25 protein-coding genes are annotated in these 15,738 nt (G+C 63.1%); 7 read left to right on the plus strand and 18 right to left on the minus strand.

The features are described from left to right. Window positions 1-48 precede the first annotated feature (48 nt). The 5 genes from rpsD to infA form a co-directional block, all read right to left on the minus strand. On the minus strand, window positions 49-654 hold the full coding sequence (rpsD, locus tag CH291_RS00845; protein WP_032397528.1) for a 30S ribosomal protein S4: 606 nt from the start codon (window positions 652-654) through the stop codon (window positions 49-51). Window positions 655-675: 21 nt separating this feature from the next. Further along, a complete protein-coding gene (rpsK, locus tag CH291_RS00850; protein WP_027496331.1) occupies window positions 676-1,089 on the minus strand; it encodes a 30S ribosomal protein S11 in 414 nt (137 codons plus the stop codon). Further along, window positions 1,089-1,463 (minus strand): 30S ribosomal protein S13, encoded by a 375-nt coding sequence (gene rpsM / locus CH291_RS00855; protein WP_008718227.1) that lies wholly within the window; start codon window positions 1,461-1,463, stop codon window positions 1,089-1,091. Before rpsM ends, rpsK begins: the two co-directional genes overlap by 1 nt. A 204-nt stretch (window positions 1,464-1,667) precedes the next feature. Further along, window positions 1,668-1,781, minus strand: coding sequence for a 50S ribosomal protein L36 (gene rpmJ, locus CH291_RS00860; RefSeq protein ID WP_025347279.1), 114 nt, complete (start codon window positions 1,779-1,781; stop codon window positions 1,668-1,670). Between the two features lie 89 nt (window positions 1,782-1,870). After that, window positions 1,871-2,092 carry a translation initiation factor IF-1 gene (gene infA, locus CH291_RS00865; protein WP_005140011.1) on the minus strand — a complete coding sequence of 74 codons (222 nt, stop codon included), beginning with the start codon at window positions 2,090-2,092 and terminating at the stop codon, window positions 1,871-1,873. Window positions 2,093-2,440: 348 nt separating this feature from the next. Here infA and CH291_RS00870 point away from each other — a divergent pair, with 348 nt between their 5' ends. Further along, window positions 2,441-3,334 carry a glycosyltransferase gene (locus tag CH291_RS00870; RefSeq protein WP_179276410.1) on the plus strand — a complete coding sequence of 298 codons (894 nt, stop codon included), beginning with the start codon at window positions 2,441-2,443 and terminating at the stop codon, window positions 3,332-3,334. Between the two features lie 18 nt (window positions 3,335-3,352). On the opposite strand, the gene map is transcribed toward CH291_RS00870, so the two are convergent. From map to rpsH, 9 genes are all read right to left on the minus strand, one after another. Then, a complete protein-coding gene (gene map / locus CH291_RS00875; RefSeq protein ID WP_032397529.1) occupies window positions 3,353-4,150 on the minus strand; it encodes a type I methionyl aminopeptidase in 798 nt (265 codons plus the stop codon). Continuing rightward, window positions 4,150-4,704 (minus strand): adenylate kinase, encoded by a 555-nt coding sequence (locus CH291_RS00880; protein WP_094639134.1) that lies wholly within the window; start codon window positions 4,702-4,704, stop codon window positions 4,150-4,152. The genes map and CH291_RS00880 overlap by 1 nt, the downstream gene beginning before the upstream one ends. After that, window positions 4,701-6,023, minus strand: a complete 1,323-nt coding sequence (gene secY / locus CH291_RS00885; RefSeq protein WP_032397531.1) for a preprotein translocase subunit SecY — start codon at window positions 6,021-6,023, stop codon at window positions 4,701-4,703. The genes CH291_RS00880 and secY overlap by 4 nt, the downstream gene beginning before the upstream one ends. Before the next feature lie 315 nt (window positions 6,024-6,338). Further along, window positions 6,339-6,782 (minus strand): 50S ribosomal protein L15, encoded by a 444-nt coding sequence (gene rplO / locus CH291_RS00890; protein WP_032397532.1) that lies wholly within the window; start codon window positions 6,780-6,782, stop codon window positions 6,339-6,341. Window positions 6,783-6,784: 2 nt separating this feature from the next. Then, window positions 6,785-6,964 carry a 50S ribosomal protein L30 gene (gene rpmD / locus CH291_RS00895; protein WP_008718256.1) on the minus strand — a complete coding sequence of 60 codons (180 nt, stop codon included), beginning with the start codon at window positions 6,962-6,964 and terminating at the stop codon, window positions 6,785-6,787. Next, window positions 6,964-7,635, minus strand: coding sequence for a 30S ribosomal protein S5 (gene rpsE / locus CH291_RS00900; protein ID WP_032397534.1), 672 nt, complete (start codon window positions 7,633-7,635; stop codon window positions 6,964-6,966). Before rpsE ends, rpmD begins: the two co-directional genes overlap by 1 nt. Window positions 7,636-7,669: 34 nt before the next feature. Next, window positions 7,670-8,086 carry a 50S ribosomal protein L18 gene (rplR, locus tag CH291_RS00905; RefSeq protein ID WP_032365631.1) on the minus strand — a complete coding sequence of 139 codons (417 nt, stop codon included), beginning with the start codon at window positions 8,084-8,086 and terminating at the stop codon, window positions 7,670-7,672. Between the two features lies 1 nt (window position 8,087). Then, window positions 8,088-8,627 (minus strand): 50S ribosomal protein L6, encoded by a 540-nt coding sequence (gene rplF, locus CH291_RS00910; RefSeq protein WP_032397535.1) that lies wholly within the window; start codon window positions 8,625-8,627, stop codon window positions 8,088-8,090. Between the two features lie 14 nt (window positions 8,628-8,641). After that, window positions 8,642-9,040: a 30S ribosomal protein S8 gene (gene rpsH / locus CH291_RS00915; protein WP_008718266.1), complete on the minus strand. Its 399-nt coding sequence runs from the start codon at window positions 9,038-9,040 to the stop codon at window positions 8,642-8,644. Between the two features lie 481 nt (window positions 9,041-9,521). On the opposite strand from rpsH, the gene CH291_RS26640 reads away from it, so the two are divergent. The 6 genes from CH291_RS26640 to CH291_RS00940 all read left to right on the plus strand — a co-directional run bounded on the left by CH291_RS26640 (window position 9,522) and on the right by CH291_RS00940 (window position 14,072). After that, window positions 9,522-9,854: a WXG100 family type VII secretion target gene (locus tag CH291_RS26640; RefSeq protein ID WP_179276411.1), complete on the plus strand. Its 333-nt coding sequence runs from the start codon at window positions 9,522-9,524 to the stop codon at window positions 9,852-9,854. Then, window positions 9,851-10,141 carry a WXG100 family type VII secretion target gene (locus CH291_RS00925; protein ID WP_094686477.1) on the plus strand — a complete coding sequence of 97 codons (291 nt, stop codon included), beginning with the start codon at window positions 9,851-9,853 and terminating at the stop codon, window positions 10,139-10,141. Before CH291_RS26640 ends, CH291_RS00925 begins: the two co-directional genes overlap by 4 nt. After that, window positions 10,141-11,343, plus strand: a complete 1,203-nt coding sequence (locus tag CH291_RS00930; RefSeq protein ID WP_217901092.1) for a colicin E3/pyocin S6 family cytotoxin — start codon at window positions 10,141-10,143, stop codon at window positions 11,341-11,343. The genes CH291_RS00925 and CH291_RS00930 overlap by 1 nt, the downstream gene beginning before the upstream one ends. A 107-nt stretch (window positions 11,344-11,450) precedes the next feature. Further along, window positions 11,451-11,690, plus strand: coding sequence for a DUF7683 domain-containing protein (locus CH291_RS26485; protein ID WP_094639131.1), 240 nt, complete (start codon window positions 11,451-11,453; stop codon window positions 11,688-11,690). A 314-nt stretch (window positions 11,691-12,004) separates the two neighbouring features. Next, entirely contained in the window at window positions 12,005-13,372 is a 1,368-nt protein-coding gene (locus tag CH291_RS00935) for a glutamine synthetase family protein (protein ID WP_094686478.1), read from the plus strand. 1 nt (window position 13,373) lies between these two features. Then, window positions 13,374-14,072 (plus strand): DUF3303 domain-containing protein, encoded by a 699-nt coding sequence (locus CH291_RS00940; RefSeq protein ID WP_094686479.1) that lies wholly within the window; start codon window positions 13,374-13,376, stop codon window positions 14,070-14,072. 93 nt (window positions 14,073-14,165) lie between these two features. On the opposite strand, the gene CH291_RS00945 is transcribed toward CH291_RS00940, so the two are convergent. Genes CH291_RS00945 through rplN form a run of 4 tightly spaced genes read right to left on the minus strand, consistent with a single transcriptional unit; the run spans window position 14,166 to window position 15,616 of the window. Then, a complete protein-coding gene (locus CH291_RS00945; RefSeq protein WP_008718273.1) occupies window positions 14,166-14,351 on the minus strand; it encodes a type Z 30S ribosomal protein S14 in 186 nt (61 codons plus the stop codon). Between the two features lie 4 nt (window positions 14,352-14,355). After that, window positions 14,356-14,928, minus strand: coding sequence for a 50S ribosomal protein L5 (rplE, locus tag CH291_RS00950; RefSeq protein ID WP_008718275.1), 573 nt, complete (start codon window positions 14,926-14,928; stop codon window positions 14,356-14,358). A 1-nt stretch (window position 14,929) separates the two neighbouring features. Beyond that, window positions 14,930-15,247, minus strand: a complete 318-nt coding sequence (gene rplX, locus CH291_RS00955; protein ID WP_008718278.1) for a 50S ribosomal protein L24 — start codon at window positions 15,245-15,247, stop codon at window positions 14,930-14,932. Then, a complete protein-coding gene (rplN, locus tag CH291_RS00960) occupies window positions 15,248-15,616 on the minus strand; it encodes a 50S ribosomal protein L14 (protein WP_032397538.1) in 369 nt (122 codons plus the stop codon). It lies immediately after the preceding gene. Between the last annotated feature and the right edge of the window lie 122 nt (window positions 15,617-15,738).

Genomic DNA, 15,738 nt, shown 5'->3' on the forward strand with positions numbered 1-15,738 from the left:
CGAAGACGCATGTGAGCCTCACGGGGAGACTCACATGCGTGCTGCGCCTTACTTCGAGTAGTACTCGACGATGAGCTGCTCCTGGAGCGGCACGTCGATCTGTGCGCGCTCCGGCAACCGGTGCACCAGGATGCGAAGACGGTTGGGGACGACCTGCAGCCACGGGGCGACGGGACGGTCGCCGTAGCTTTCGCGGGCGATCTGGATCGGCAGAGTCTGTGCCGACTTCTCACGCACGTCGATGATGTCGTACTGCGAGACGCGGTAGCTGGGGATGTCGACGCGCTTGTTGTTCACCAGGAAGTGACCGTGCGTGACCAGCTGACGGGCCTGACGACGCGTGCGTGCCAGTCCGGCGCGGTAGACGACGTTGTCGAGACGACTCTCGAGGATGGTCAGCAGGTTCTCGCCGGTCTTGCCGACCGTCCTGTTGGCTTCCTTGTAGTACAGACGGAACTGCTTCTCCATGACGCCGTAGGTGAAGCGAGCCTTCTGCTTCTCCTGCAGCTGGAGCAGGTACTCGCTCTCCTTGATCCGCGCGCGGCCGTGCTGGCCGGGCGGGTAGGGACGACGCTCGAACGCCTGGTCGCCTCCGACGAGGTCGACGCGCAGACGACGCGACTTGCGGGTGATAGGACCGGTATAACGTGCCATTTTCTAAACCTTTCCTTCCCGCTAGACCCGACGCCGCTTGGGCGGACGGCAGCCGTTGTGCGGCTGAGGGGTGACATCGGAGATGGTGCCGACCTCGAGGCCAGCGGCCTGAAGCGAGCGGATCGCGGTCTCACGGCCGGAGCCGGGACCCTTGACGAACACGTCGACCTTCTTGACGCCGTGCTCCTGTGCCTTGCGCGCAGCGTTCTCGGCTGCGAGCTGTGCGGCGAACGGAGTCGACTTGCGCGAGCCCTTGAAGCCCACGTGTCCCGAGGACGCCCACGAGATGACGTTTCCGGCGGGGTCGGTGATCGACACGATCGTGTTGTTGAACGTGCTCTTGATGTGCGCAGATCCGTGCGGGACGTTCTTCTTGTCCCTGCGACGCGTCTTCTGCGCCTTCTTCGGACCGGTACCGCGTGCTTTGGGGGGCATTACTTCGCCTTCTTCTTGCCGGCAATGGTGCGCTTGGGTCCCTTACGGGTACGCGCATTGGTCTTGGTGCGCTGTCCACGGACGGGCAGACCACGACGGTGGCGAAGACCCTGGTAGCAGCCGATTTCGATCTTGCGACGGATGTCGGCCTGAACCTCGCGGCGCAGGTCGCCCTCGACCTTGAGGGACTCGTTGATGTAATCGCTGAGCTTGCGCAGATCGTCGTCGCCGAGATCCTTGCTTCGCAGGTCGGGGCTGACGCCCGTCGCTGTGAGGATTTCCTTGGAGCGGGTACGGCCGACGCCGTAGATGTAAGTCAGTGCGATCTCCATGCGCTTTTCGCGCGGCAGATCCACACCTGCGAGACGTGCCATGTGGCATTTCCTTTTCTTGTCCGGAGGTCTGCTCCCAGTCCGTCCCCTGTGTCCTTCTCACCGCTGGGGTGTGAAGCGTCTTTCAACAAACTCAGTGGGGCCCCGGCCTCCGTGCCGGGGGTCTGCCGCGACGCGTGTGTCGCGGTTGGTGCTGGGAGGTCATCTTCTAGCTGTTGCCAAGCCGACGTGCGAAATGCTCGGTGGTTATCCCTGACGCTGCTTGTGACGCAGGTTGTCGCAGATCACCATGACGCGTCCGTTACGACGAATCACCTTGCACTTTTCGCAGATCTTCTTGACGCTCGGCTGAACCTTCACGTCGTTGATCTCCTGTGTGTAGCTCGGCCCCGCTGCGTGCAGTGGCCCCGAGCATGGTTCTCCCCGACCGGACGTGGCCGGGGAAGCTGTTACTTGTAGCGGTAAACGATGCGTCCACGCGTGAGGTCGTAGGGCGAAAGCTCCACCACGACGCGATCCTCGGGAAGGATGCGGATGTAGTGCTGACGCATCTTTCCGCTGATGTGAGCGAGAACCTTGTGGCCGTTTTCGAGCTCAATGCGAAACATCGCATTGGGCAGCGGTTCGACAACTCGGCCCTCTACCTCGATAGCACCGTCTTTCTTGGCCATATCCTCCGCGATCCTGGCTCTCACACCTGGTTGATTGCATCTGTTTCCGTTACCGTGATGCCCACTGACCGACCCGAATCAACGGGCCGACGTATCGCCGGAACGGTTCGCAGCCCACCAGGGCACGCGAACATCCGGTACGCAGGGCGCACCATCGATCCATGCTACCGGGTAATGCACGTCTGGCCAAATGCGTCCAGTGTCCATACTCCAGGTCAACGTTTGCCCCAGTTCGATTTCCTGAGCTAACGTTCCGCCGGGCTGCATCACAGCCGCACAACCACTGGCCGTACCGACTGCGTTCGCAGCGGCGGCCGTGTCCGCGACGACGACTACAAGGCACCCCTCTTGAGATCAGACACGCGCGCCGGCGACCCGGTCGTATCCGTCATCATCCCAATTCACAACGCCAAGGACGTTCTCGACGATCAACTGCGAGCTCTCGCTCGACAGGACTACGAGCATCCGTTCACGGTGATCATCAGCGACAACGGCTCGACCGACGGCCTTCGCGAACACATCGACTGCCATCACCTTCGTGGCGCTATGGACCTGAGATACGTCGATGCTGCGGGAACCCCGGGGGCATCGTTCGCACGCAACCGGGGTGCAGACGCCGCCCGCAGCGAATTGCTTGCATTCTGCGACGCGGACGACGCGGTGCACCCGAGCTGGCTCCGACGCATCGTTGCGCGCCTCGACGAGTACGACCTCGTGGGTACCGGCCTGGAGACGGAGACACTGAACTCCGTTGCCACGCGAGCATCGACGCCTTTCGCACCGCCCACGGATCAGGGCAAGTCGACATTCCTGCCGTTCGTCATCGGTGCCAGCATGGCGTGCCGCAGATCGACCTACCGTCAGCTCGGCGGCATGCTCGAATACGTACACGCCAGCGAGGACATGGAATTCTCGTGGCGCGCACAGCACGCGGGCCGTCGGTTGCACTTCATCGCCGAACCACTGGTCTCGTACCGACTGCGCACCGGCCACCGGGAGAACTGGAAACAAGCGGGAGCTCTGGGATACGGATCGGCTCACGTGCGCGGCCTCTACCGAGTCCACGGCTGCCCGCCGTTCCGGGCCCGCTCGATCTACGTCGCCCTGCTGATGCTGGGCGTACGGAACCCTCTGCTTCCGACTGCCGTGACCAGGATGCCCACTCGACTCTGGCTACGTCTGGTGGCCGCGCACCTCGGCCTGCTCCGTGGCGGGCGGCGCTACGGCTCGTTGGCCTGGTGACCCCGGCCGGGTCTGCCCCTAGCTGGGTCGCAGCGTCAGGATCCGCGGCCCGTCCTCGGTGACGGCAACGGTGTGTTCCCAGTGCGCGGATCGGGATCCGTCGGTGGTCACGACCGTCCACCCGTCGTCGAGAATGTCGGTGTCGTACGTTCCGAGGGTCAGCATGGGCTCGATCGCGAGGGTGGATCCGACCACCAACTCCGGCCCCTTGCCGGGCGCACCCTCGTTCGCGAGGAACGGGTCCATGTGCATTTCACGGCCGATGCCATGACCGCCGTACCCGTCGACGATTCCGTACTTGCGGCCGTGTGCCTGCTCGGCCGCGTGGGTTCCCGATTCGATGGCGTGCGAGACGTCCGTGAGCCGGTTGCCGGGAAGCATCGCGGCGATACCGGCTTCCATCGACAGCCGCGTCGCCTCGCTCAGCATCGCATCGGCCTCGATGATGTCGCCGACACCGAACGTCCACGCAGAGTCTCCGTGCCAACCGTCGAGAACTGCCCCACAGTCGATGGACACCAGGTCGCCTGCGACCAGCAGCTCATCCGCCGACGGAATGCCGTGCACCACACGGTCGTTCACCGACGAGCAGATGCTGCCGGTGAAGCCGTGATACCCGAGGAACGACGGCACAGCGCCGGCGTCGCGAATGACCGCCTCGGCCACTCGGTCCAGCTCGAGAGTCGAGACACCGGGTACCGCCGCGGCCCGAACGGCAACCAGAGCAGCGCCGACGACCGCGCCGGCCGCAGCCATGGCGTCGAGTTCACCTGCGCTGCGGAACGGCACGACCTTGCGTTTACGGCCGAACGCCATTACTTGCCGTGGTCCTCGATGGACTTCAGCGCGCGAGCGTTGACCTCGTCCACCTCACCGATCGCGTCGACCGTCACGAGTTGACCCTCGTAGTAGTCGAGCAGCGGCGCGGTCTCGTCCCGGTACACCTTGAGTCGGTTCCGGATGACGTCTTCCTTGTCGTCCTCGCGGCCACGCGAGAGCATGCGTTCGACGACGACGTCCTCGTCGACGGCGAAGGAGAGTACTGCGTCGAGCTCGGCGTTCAGATCCGCCAGGATGCCGACCAGCGCCTCGGCCTGACCCACCGAACGCGGGAAGCCGTCGAGCAGGAAGCCGTTCACCGCGTCGGGCTCGGCGAGGCGACTGCGGACCATGTCGATGGTCAGCTCACTGGGAACAAGGTCGCCTGCATCGAGGTACTTCTTCGCTTCGAGTCCGAGCGCCGTCTTCTCACCGATGTTCGCGCGAAACAGGTCGCCGGTGGAGATGTGCGGAACGCCCAGCTTCTCGGACAGGAGGACGGCCTGGGTGCCTTTGCCGGCACCGGGCGGACCGAGCAGAACAAGTCTCACTTGAGGAACCCTTCGTAGTTACGCTGCATCAGCTGGCTTTCGATTTGCTTCACGGTATCCAAGCCCACGCTGACCATGATCAGAACGGCGGTGCCGCCGAACGGGAGGTTCTGTCCTCCACCCGAACTTCCGATGTCGAGGAACAGGTTCGGGAGCACGGCAATGGTGCCCAGGTAGACCGCACCCGGCAACGTGATGCGACTGAGGACGTAGTTCAGATAGTCGGCGGTCGGCTTGCCCGGACGGATGCCCGGGATGAACCCGCCGAACTTCTTCATTTCGTCGGCGCGCTCTTCGGGGTTGAACGTGATCGCCACGTAGAAGTACGTGAAGAAGACGATCAGACCGAAGAAGATCGCGATGTACACCGGGTTTGCGGGGTTCACCAGGTACTCGTTGATGATGCGCTGCCACCAACTCGGATCGACCGCGGTGCTCGCCGAGGTGAGCTGGGCGATGAGGTTCGGCAGGTAGAGCAGCGAGGACGCGAAGATCACCGGGATGACGCCGGCCTGGTTGACCTTGAGCGGAAGGTACGTGGACGAGCCGCCGTACATCTTTCGACCGACCATGCGCTTGGCGTACTGGACGGGAATTCGGCGCTGACCCTGCTCGACGAAGACCACACCGGTGATGATCAGGAACGCTGCGAAACAGACGAAACCGAACACCAATCCGCCGCGGCTCTCGAGGATCGAGTTGCCCTCGGACGGGATACGCGAGGCGATTCCGGCGAAGATGAGCAGCGACATGCCGTTGCCGACGCCGCGCTCGGTGATGACCTCACCGAACCACATGACGACGGCTGCACCGGCGGTCATGACGAGCACGATGATGACGAGGCCGAAGATGCTCTGGTCGGCGATGATGTCCTGCTGGCATCCCTGAAGCAGCTGGCCACGCGAAGCGAGGGCCACCAGTCCGGTCGCCTGCAGGATGGCCAACGCGATCGACAGATAACGCGTGTACTGCGTCATCTTGGCCTGCCCCGACTGACCCTCCTTGCGGAGTTCCTCGAACTTCGGGATGACGACGGTGAGCAGCTGCACGATGATGCTGGCGGTGATGTACGGCATGATGCCGATCGCGAACACCGAGAGCTGTAGGAGCGCTCCACCGGAGAACAGGTTGATCAACGAGTAGATGCCCGCCGAGTCTCCACCGGAGACCTGGTCGATGCATGCTCGGACATTGGCGTAGTCGACACCCGGCGACGGCAGCGTGGCACCGAAGCGATACAGGGCGACGAGACCGAGCGTGAAGAGGATCTTCCGTCTCAGGTCAGGAGTCCTGAGGGCCGACACGAAGGCGGAAAGCAAAGATCCTCCTGGCACGACTGCATTGACGCTGCGAGTACTTCGCCGGGAGCGCAACTGGTGCTCCCGTGAGCCTCACAAGCATGGACTGCGAGCGACATGGGTCGCCCGCATCGAAACGAACTTCTGTGAACTCTAGAACTCTAACAGTGCGTATCGAACCGCCCGACGGTCAGTGTTGGACCCCGTCCGTTCGGTCGACCACGGCACGTGGTGCCGAGGCAACGATGGCCGCAGCTCAGCTGCGAGAGCTGTGGCTGCGGCCATCGTCACGAACTGCTGGTCGATGCGCTGCTACTCAGCACATCGAACCGATGCTCATACCTCGGTTGCAGAACCGCCGGCAGCGGCGATCTTTTCCTTGGCGGAGCCCGTGAACTTGTTGGCCGAGATCTCGACCTTCACGGTCAGGTTTCCGTCGCCGAGAACCTTGACGGGCTCGTTCTTGCGAACGGCGCCCTTGGCGATGAGCTCGGGGATACCGATCTGACCGCCCTCGGGGAACAAACGCTCGATGTCGCGCAGGTTCACGACCTGGAACACGACACGGTTGCGGTTGGTGAAGCCCTTGAGCTTCGGGAGCCGCATGTGAAGGGGCATCTGGCCACCCTCGAAGCGTGCCGGCACGTTCTTGCGTGCGCCGGTTCCCTTGGTACCGCGACCTGCGGTCTTGCCACGCTTGCCACCTTCACCACGGCCGACGCGAATCTTCGTCGACTTGGATCCGGCTGCGGGGCGCAGGTGGTGCAGTTTGATGGTCATGGTTAGACCTCCTCAACAGTTACGAGGTGGCGCACCGTGTTGACCAGTCCGCGGTTCTGCGGGTTGTCCTCGCGGACGACCGTCTGGCGGATGCCCTTGAGCCCGAGAGTACGCAGGCTGTCACGCTGGTTCGCCTTCTGGCCGATGGTGCTCTTGATCTGGGTGACCTTCAGCTGAGCCATTACTTCACCGCTCCTGCCTGTGCGCGTGCGCGCAGCATTCCGGCGGGTGCAACCTCTTCGAGGGTCAGGCCGCGGCGAGCCGCAACTTCCTCGGGACGCTGCAGACCCTTGAGGGCTGCGACGGTCGCGTGCACGACGTTGATGGCGTTGTCGCTACCGAGCGACTTCGACAGCACGTCGTGGACACCGGCGCACTCCAGCACGGCACGCACAGCGCCACCGGCGATGACGCCGGTACCGGCGCTGGCCGGACGCAACATGACGACGCCGGCTGCGGCTTCGCCCTGGATGGGGTGCGTGATGGTGCCGGCGATCATCGGGACGCGGAAGAAGCTCTTACGAGCCTCCTCGACACCCTTCTGGATGGCCGCGGGAACTTCCTTGGCCTTGCCGTAGCCGACGCCGACCAGTCCGTTGCCGTCACCGACGATGACGAGGGCGGTGAAGCTGAAGCGTCGACCACCCTTGACCACCTTGGAGACGCGGTTGATCGTGACGACCTTCTCGATGAAGTTCGACTTGTCCGCAGCGTTGCCGCCACGGCCGTTGTCACGACGGTCACGACCGCCACCGCGGTTGTCGCCGCGCTGGTTGTTGTCGCCACCTGCGTTGGGGCCACTGTTCTGTCCGGCGGGGCCGCTTCCGCCGTCACGCCGTTGACGTCCCGGCATCAGGCTGTCCTTCCGTTGTCAGTCATTGTCATCATCAGAACGTCAACCCGCCTTCACGGGCTGCGTCTGCGAGTGCCGCGATGCGGCCGCTGTAGTTGTTGCCGCCGCGGTCGAACACGACTGCCTCGACACCGGCAGCCTTCGCGCGGCTGGCGATGAGCTCGCCGACCTTCGCGCTGACGGCCTTCTTGTCGCCCTCGAGGGCGCGCACATCGGCTTCGATGCTCGACGCGCTGGCCAGCGTGTGGCCGGCGAGGTCGTCGATCAACTGCACGTGGATGTGACGCGAGGACCGGTTGACGACCAAGCGGGGACGCTCGGGCGTGCCGGAGATCTTCTTGCGAAGGCGGAAGTGACGACGTGCCTTCGACAGGCGACGCTTCGTCGAGACGTCGGTGCCACGCGGAGTGCGCTTGACGACGTTCGCCTTGTCTGCTGTTTGCTGGCTCATATCACTTACCCGTCTTTCCGACCTTGCGGCGGATCACTTCACCCTCGTAGCGGATGCCCTTGCCCTTGTACGGGTCCGGACGCCGCAGACGACGAATGTTGGCAGAGATCTGACCGACCTTCTGCTTGTCGATGCCGACAACGGTGAATCGCGTGGGCGACTCGACCGTGAACGTGATGCCCTCGGGTGCTTCGATCAGCACGGGATGGCTGTAACCGAGTGCGAACTCGAGGTCCTTGCCCTTGAGTACGACGCGGTAACCGACGCCGTGAATCTCCATCTTGTTGGTGTAACCGTTGGTCACACCGGTGATGAGGTTCGCGACGAGAGTGCGCGAAAGTCCGTGCAGTGCACGGCTCTTGCGCTCGTCATCGGGCCGGGTGACGGCGATGGTGCCGTCGTCGGCGCGAGCGATCTGGATGGGCTCGGCGACCGTCAGGCTCAGGGCACCCTTGGGGCCCTTGACCGCAACGTTCTGGCCGTCGATGGTGATATCGACTCCAGCGGGGACCGGTACCGGCAATTTTCCAATACGTGACATGGTGGTGGCCTCCCCTACCAGACGTAGGCGAGGACTTCTCCGCCCACACCCTGCTTGGCCGCCTGACGCTCCGTGAGCAGACCTGTGGACGTGGAGATGATCGCCACGCCCAGGCCGCCGAGAACCTTGGGCAGATTGGTGGATTTTGCGTACACCCGGAGACCGGGCTTGGAGACGCGTCGCACGCCGGCGAGGCTGCGCTCACGGCTCGGGCCGTACTTCAGATCGACGATGAGGGTCTTGCCCACCTCGGCGTCTTCCGTGCGGTAATCGGAGATGTAGCCCTCGCGCTTGAGGATCTCGGCGATGTTCGCCTTGAGCTTCGAGTGGGGAAGCTTCACCTCGTCGTGGTACGCCGAATTGGCGTTACGCAGACGGGTCAAGAAGTCTGCAATTGGATCGGTCATCGTCATGGTGTGACCTGTGCACCTTTCTCGCAGCGGTTCCCATGCAGCACGCGCGAGCTGGTGCCCCTGGATTCTCGAGAACCCGGCGGGCCTGGCTCGTCACATCGTGGGCCTACAACGAAGTGAACATGTCCTGACCGACTGTTGCCGGTCAGGGGTTGCGCTCCAAGCAATGCATCGCTGCACTGCCAGGTGTTTCGAGCTTCCGCATTTCGATGCTGACGTACGGAGAACTCGAGGTTGCGTTTCTATTGCAAGGACTCGCGTGCAGGCACGACGAAGCCCGGGCAACCGCTCTAGTGTAGGGAACCGGGTGCCGTTCTCAAAATCGGGCGTGGTAGCGCTCGACGAACACTATGCCGGATGGACGGGGCGGGTACGGCCGAGCCAGTCGGTTCGGTGCAGTAGTCTTCCGACATCATTTCATCGCTCCGGGGGGTTCGATGCGCACAACCGATTCTGTTGCCAGGACGGTCGACGTCCCACCATGGCCGGGTTCGTCCCGCACGACCCTGTGAAAGCCGATCCCGATCGGATCCGCCGTGCCTCTGCTCGGATGTCCGGCCTCGCCGACGTGTTGTGGGATGACATCGATCTCGTCCGTCTCGCCGCAGAGGAATCGCTGGAGACCTCCTGGACAGGCGCTGCGGCCGATTCCCATGCAGTTCTGTGGGCGGAGTGGGTCGATTCGGCTCGGAAGATATGCGGCGCGCTCACCGAGGACGCGTGGCTGCTCGATGGCATTGCGACCGAATATGCCGCATCGGACAACGTGATCGATGAACACGTGGTGGACTCCGGCCTTCGGTTGGACCGTTGACGGCGCGCTACGTCGCCGACGTCGAGCGAATTCTCGCTCTTGTCGATCGCGCGCATGTAGTTGGAGCCACGATCGAATCCGCTATCGCCGATGTCGAGCGCGAGGTGAACGATCTCGGCATCGAATGGGAAGGCGAAGCAGCTGAGGCGCACCGCTCGAAGCACGAGCTGCTCCGGCAGGAACTGACAGATATGCGAACCGCGCTCGCCCAACTCGGCACGATGGCGCGATGCGCCCATGATCGCTATCGCGCAGCCGTGGACCACAACAAGCGAATGTGGCCCTGATGGCCCCGATCAGCGTCGACCCGGACATCCTTGCCGATGCGGCTTCCCAGTACGGCAGCGCCAAGACCATCTCGAGCGGCGCGATAGCGAAACTCGCCGCGGAACTCGACCGGAACTGGGGCTGCGCAGGCACCGACAACGCCGGAGAGTCCTGGGCAGACAGTTACGATTCCGCGGCATTCGACGCCGTTTCCACAGCAACCGACATCACGAATGCGTTCGGCAAACTTCATGATCTGCTTGCAGCAACCGGCGTCAACCACGCTAACGCAGAGAATGCGAACACCGTTCCGCCGACTCCGCCGCTGCCCGCTCCCCCACAACTTCCTCCTACGATTACACCGCGGTTCAACGGTTCCTACGGCGGCGACACCGACGCCCCGATGGGGTGGGGGCTGATCACGCGATGGCTTCAGGGCCACATGTGGCCCAACGGTGATCCGGAGAAGTTGCGGGGTCTCGGAAGCGCGTGGCGCACCGCCGCCGAAGAGCTGAGACGAGCGAGCGACGCCACGAACTCCGCGTGGACCGACATGGAGGAACTTGCCTCCGACGAAGTGCCGCAGGCCCTCGCCCAAATGGACGGCGTCGACAGCGCTGCGCACAACGTCGCCGACCAGTTCGACACTCTCGCGAGCGCTTGCGGCGAATGGGCCTCGACCATTCAGGACGCTCACCAGAGCGTCATCGATATCGTGGGAACCGCCATCGTTGCCGGCACGATCGCCGGCGCAGTTGCCGGCTTCTTCACCCTCGGCGTGGGAACGGTCGCCGTTACCGGCGCGACGGGCAGCGTCATCGCCGGAAGTGTCATCGCCGTCCTCACCGGAGTGGAAGCGGCGTCCGCAATTGCCGTCGGTGTCACCGTGGCAACCGGGGCGGCGGCTATCGGAATTGCGATGGACGTGCAACCGCTACTACAAGCAAGTCCGACGACCTTCAACGCAAACACTGGTGGGGGAAATTGGCACTACCATCCCGCGCCCCGGGGCGGTCTGCCAGGCTTTCCAAACGCCACACGAGGAAAACCGCTCAACCGCAGAACGCGGTGGACTGACGACAAAGGGAACATCTACGAATGGGATAGCCAACACGGCGCAGTCGAGAAATACAGCAAGAACGGCAAGCACTTGGGCGAATTCGATCCGAATACCGGAGCACAAACCAAGCCCCCAGATCCCACTAGAAAGCCTGGTCGATGACCAACCGAGGCCCGACATCTTGGTAACTCGAACCGGAGACGACGCCGGTTCACGACCGCTCGAGAATAAGGCAGCACGGTCTGACTACTACCAACAAGGAGAGGACAATGTGGTACTTGGAATCATACGATAACCAAACCGATTTGATCGCGGACAGCTATCCCCTGACTGCTATCACCGGAGACGAAATCAGAGAACTGATTGACGTCGATGAAAGTGAACTTCCACTAGAAATGGGACCGTACCCAGTCGCATTGGCCGACGTGCCGAAGTTCGCCAAGTACATCGAGGGCGATTTCAGAGTCAGCTCTGATAATGAATACTTCATCGGCTTGTTCACCGACTGAGGACTGAAAACCGGCTCGAAATTCACGTGCTCGGGAACATGACTGTCGACAACCAGTAACTGTCATTCGGCACCTGACATCACAACGCGCCCTGACACGGTCCGGAGGTTCAGATGCAGGCCTCGGGCACGCTTCAACCCTGTTCCAATGTCGTCCGTGAGACTCACCGCCGCCTCGACGTCGCCCTGGGCTCAACTGCAGGGACGATGAAACGCGGGCATCCGCTCGGTTCTGCAAACGCTCAGCCCAGCCATTTCGCAACCCGCAGGTCCAGTTGAATACCCGGACTCCGACTTCTTCGCTAACGTCGGACCATGACGGACTCGAAGGCAGTCGACATCGACCACCTCACTCACACTCTGCGCGACCGCAACATCGCCGGGGTCACCATCGGCTGGGTCGACAACAACGGCATCGTCCGATCACGCACCGTGCCCACCGCGGAATTGACGGCAGTCGCGCGACGCGGAGTAGGAGTCACCGCGGTGTTCGCGGTGTTCGATTCGCACGACGGGATCACGTTCGCCCACGATGGACTGTCGACGCCGTCCGGCGATGTGCGGTTGATTCCGGTGATCGACAACGCGTCGAGCGTGGTCGCACTTGCCGGCCAACCGGGGCTTGCCTGGGTACACGGCCGGCAGCTCTCGGCGGACGGCTCTCCCTGGCCCTACGATCAACGCGCGGTTCTCGAGCGGCAGGTGCAACTGGCGGCCGATGCCGGTTTCGAAGTGCGGGCCGGATTCGAGATCGAGTTCGCGCTCACCCGCGAATCGGACGGCCTGTCCGCTCATCGCGGACCTGCCTACTCTGCGAACGCAGTACGCGACGTCGACGAATTCATCGTGCTGCTGCTCAACGCGCTTGCCACGAACGGTCTGAGCATCGGCCAGATTCACGCCGAGTACGGCGCTTCCCAAATCGAGATCGCACTCAGTCCACTCGATCCGCTTGCCGCGGCCGATGCACAGATCCTCGCGCGGCAGACCATCCACTCAGCGGCACAAGCTCTGGGTCTGCGGGCCAGCTTCGCTCCCCTGCCGTCGTCGAGCAGTGCAGGCAATGGTTGGCATCTGCACACGTCGCTGGTCCGCGACGGTCGCAACGCGCTGACCGGCGACGGAGAGCACGGGCTGTCCGACACCGGGCGTTCGTACATCGCCGGCCTGGTTCGAGAACTGCCGGGACTCACTGCCATCACGGCACCGAGTTCGGGATCGCTGCTGCGTCGTCGACCCGGCTATTGGGCCGGTGCCTTCGGGTTCTGGGGCGTCGAGAACCGTGAGGCCGCCGTACGGCTCGTACCGTCGTCGCCGCTGCTCGGGCCGAATCACACCAACGTCGAGTTGAAAGCGTGCGATGCGTCGGCCAATCCGTACCTGGCGCTGGCCGTCACGATCGCGGCCGGTCTGTCGGGTGTGGCAGATGGCGCGCAGTTGCAGTCACCGGTTCAGGAGGATGTGGGCGGCTGGGACGACGCACGTCGTGACGCCGCGGTTATCTCTCCACTCGCGACGACCCATGCTCAGCAGCGGGAGAACCTGCTGTCATCCGAACTCGTCGCGAACGTGTTGGGCGAGGATCTTCTGGGCGCGTTCGTTGCGTGCCGGGACGCCGATGCCGCGTGGGCAGAGAGTCACCACGAGGACGAACTGCTCGAATCGTTGCGCTGGATCTACTGAGATGCTGCGACGGTTCCCCGGCGCAGGTGCAATCGTCTCCGCACTCGATCGTGTTCTGCCGCAACCGGATCAACTCTGCGGACCGTTCTCGGCATCGGTAGCGTTGACCGCTGTTCTCGACGAAGACGCACCGGATGTGACGGCACTCGCGGTCGCATCGGGATCCGCGATCTGGCCGATCGAGGTCGAGTCGGCGCGTCCCCCTGGATCGCCACGGATCACCGACGGGTGGGATGTACTGCCGAGGGCTGCATCGATCGATGCAGCCGGGACCACAGCAGCAGGTCTCGCGGCGGGCATCGCGACGGCGACCGACCACCGCGTTTCCGTAGTTCCGATCAGGGGACCCGGTACCGAGAGACTGCGTCTGTTTCTTTCCCGCCTTGCGGACGCGCAGCTCCGATTCAGCCTGCTGGCGAATGTACATACTGCAGAGTTGACCGAATTCGATTGGAGCGTAGGGCATTTCGTGACCGTCTGGGGATTCGACCCAGCCGAGGACGGAGTAGCGATTGCCGACACCTATCGAGAACTCGGAGACCCGAGTATGCCACCCGGATGTAGGACCGTCTCCGCCGAGGCTTTCGCGTCGGCGATGTCCGAACGTGGCCTGCTCATGATCGTCGAGAGCGATGATCGCGATGCCGCACTGGCTCTGACCCGATCGCTCGACCTGCGACACGACGTGTGGTCGGTATGAAGCTCCGGGCCTGAGAAACACGAAATGGGCGTGGGTTCCTCGAAAGGAACCCACGCCCATCAGCATGGTGTGGTGAAGCCCGAAGGCCTCAGATCACCAGGAGCTCTTGCGAACTCCGGGAAGCTCTCCGGCGTGTGCCATCTCGCGCACGCAGATACGGCAGAGGCCGAACTTGCGGAACACGGAATGGGGACGGCCGCAGCGGTTGCAGCGAGTGTATGCACGCACCGCGAACTTCGGCTTCTTGTTGGCCTTGTTGACCAATGCCTTCTTCGCCATGGACTCAGTTCTCCTTGAACGGGAAGCCGAGGTGCTTGAGCAGCGCGCGGCCTTCTTCGTTGTTGGTTGCGGTGGTTACTACGGTGATGTCCATGCCGCGCGGACGGTCGATCTTGTCCACGTCGATCTCGTGGAACATCGACTGCTCGTTGAGGCCGAACGTGTAGTTTCCGTTGCCGTCGAACTGCGTGCCCGAGAGGCCGCGGAAGTCCCTGATTCGGGGAAGGGCAATGGAGACCAGACGGTCGAGGAACTCCCACATGCGGTCGCCACGGAGGGTGACGCGTGCGCCGATGGGCATTCCTTCGCGCAGCTTGAACTGTGCGATGGACTTGCGAGCCTTGCGGATCTCCGGCTTCTGGCCGGTGATGGCAGCGAGGTCGGCAACTGCACCGTTGATCAGCTTGGCGTCACGGGCGGCGTCGCCGACACCCATGTTGACGACGACCTTGACGATGCCGGGGATCTGCATGACGTTCTCGTATGCAAATTCGGTGTTCAGGGCGTCTTTGATCTCGGCGCGGTAGCGCGCCTTGAGGCGGGGCTGTTCGCCCGCGATGTTTTCGGTGGTAGTCATCTCAGATGTCCTTCCCGTTCTTGCGGGAAACACGAACGCGCTTGCCGGATTCCTCATCGGTCCGGTAGCCCACGCGAGTGGGGTTTCCGTCCGAGTCGACCACTGCGACGTTCGATACGTGGATCGGGGCTTCCTGAGTGACGATGCCACCCGAGGATGCGCCGCGCTGGTTGGCGGAGACCGCGGTGTGCTTCTTGATGCGGTTCACACCCTCGACCAGAACCTTGGAGTCAGCGGGGTAGGCCTGAATGACCTTGCCCTTGGCACCCTTGTCCTTGCCTGCGATCACGAGAACGGTGTCGCCCTTGTGCACCTTCATTTACAGCACCTCCGGGGCGAGCGAGACGATCTTCATGAACTTCTTCTCACGCAGCTCACGGCCGACCGGGCCGAAGATACGAGTTCCACGGGGATCGTTGTCGGGCTTGATCAGCACCGCAGCGTTCTCGTCGAAACGGATGTACGAGCCATCCGGACGGCGACGCTCCTTGATGGTGCGGACGATGACCGCCTTGACGACCTCACCCTTCTTGATGTTTCCACCGGGAATGGCGTCCTTCACCGTAGCTACGATGATGTCGCCGATTCCGGCGTAGCGACGTGACGAACCACCGAGAACGCGGATGCAAAGGATTTCCTTCGCGCCCGTGTTATCAGCGACGCGTACTCGCGACTCCTGCTGAATCACTAACTTCTCCTTGACCTGGATGTACGTACGTGCCGGATTTCCGTCCCGACACGCGCGGTCGGCTGCCGAGAGCGGGCGCACGAAGACACACCGCTGCCACAGGCAACCGGTCAAGTGTAGGG

It is taken from the genome of Rhodococcus sp. 14-1411-2a (assembly GCF_002259485.1).
GTDB lineage: Bacteria > Actinomycetota > Actinomycetes > Mycobacteriales > Mycobacteriaceae > Rhodococcoides.

What these genes read in the sequence shown, in the direction of transcription:
- rpsD (WP_032397528.1), bottom strand. Translation starts at nt 654, where the DNA reads ATGGCACGTTATACCGGTCCTATCACCCGCAAGTCGCGTCGTCTGCGC.
- rplE (WP_008718275.1), bottom strand. Translation starts at nt 14,928, where the DNA reads ATGACTACCACCGAAAACATCGCGGGCGAACAGCCCCGCCTCAAGGCG.
- infA (WP_005140011.1), bottom strand. Translation starts at nt 2,092, where the DNA reads ATGGCCAAGAAAGACGGTGCTATCGAGGTAGAGGGCCGAGTTGTCGAA.
- rpsM (WP_008718227.1), bottom strand. Translation starts at nt 1,463, where the DNA reads ATGGCACGTCTCGCAGGTGTGGATCTGCCGCGCGAAAAGCGCATGGAG.
- map (WP_032397529.1), bottom strand. Translation starts at nt 4,150, where the DNA reads ATGGCGTTCGGCCGTAAACGCAAGGTCGTGCCGTTCCGCAGCGCAGGT.
- CH291_RS00945 (WP_008718273.1), bottom strand. Translation starts at nt 14,351, where the DNA reads ATGGCGAAGAAGGCATTGGTCAACAAGGCCAACAAGAAGCCGAAGTTC.
- rpsH (WP_008718266.1), bottom strand. Translation starts at nt 9,040, where the DNA reads ATGACGATGACCGATCCAATTGCAGACTTCTTGACCCGTCTGCGTAAC.
- rpsK (WP_027496331.1), bottom strand. Translation starts at nt 1,089, where the DNA reads ATGCCCCCCAAAGCACGCGGTACCGGTCCGAAGAAGGCGCAGAAGACG.
- rplO (WP_032397532.1), bottom strand. Translation starts at nt 6,782, where the DNA reads ATGACCATCAAACTGCACCACCTGCGCCCCGCAGCCGGATCCAAGTCG.
- rpsE (WP_032397534.1), bottom strand. Translation starts at nt 7,635, where the DNA reads ATGCCGGGACGTCAACGGCGTGACGGCGGAAGCGGCCCCGCCGGACAG.
- CH291_RS00935 (WP_094686478.1), top strand. Translation starts at nt 12,005, where the DNA reads ATGACGGACTCGAAGGCAGTCGACATCGACCACCTCACTCACACTCTG.
- rplX (WP_008718278.1), bottom strand. Translation starts at nt 15,247, where the DNA reads ATGAAGGTGCACAAGGGCGACACCGTTCTCGTGATCGCAGGCAAGGAC.
- rplR (WP_032365631.1), bottom strand. Translation starts at nt 8,086, where the DNA reads ATGAGCCAGCAAACAGCAGACAAGGCGAACGTCGTCAAGCGCACTCCG.
- CH291_RS26485 (WP_094639131.1), top strand. Translation starts at nt 11,451, where the DNA reads ATGTGGTACTTGGAATCATACGATAACCAAACCGATTTGATCGCGGAC.
- CH291_RS00940 (WP_094686479.1), top strand. Translation starts at nt 13,374, where the DNA reads ATGCTGCGACGGTTCCCCGGCGCAGGTGCAATCGTCTCCGCACTCGAT.
- CH291_RS26640 (WP_179276411.1), top strand. Translation starts at nt 9,522, where the DNA reads ATGGCCGGGTTCGTCCCGCACGACCCTGTGAAAGCCGATCCCGATCGG.
- rpmD (WP_008718256.1), bottom strand. Translation starts at nt 6,964, where the DNA reads ATGGCTCAGCTGAAGGTCACCCAGATCAAGAGCACCATCGGCCAGAAG.
- rplF (WP_032397535.1), bottom strand. Translation starts at nt 8,627, where the DNA reads ATGTCACGTATTGGAAAATTGCCGGTACCGGTCCCCGCTGGAGTCGAT.
- CH291_RS00930 (WP_217901092.1), top strand. Translation starts at nt 10,141, where the DNA reads ATGGCCCCGATCAGCGTCGACCCGGACATCCTTGCCGATGCGGCTTCC.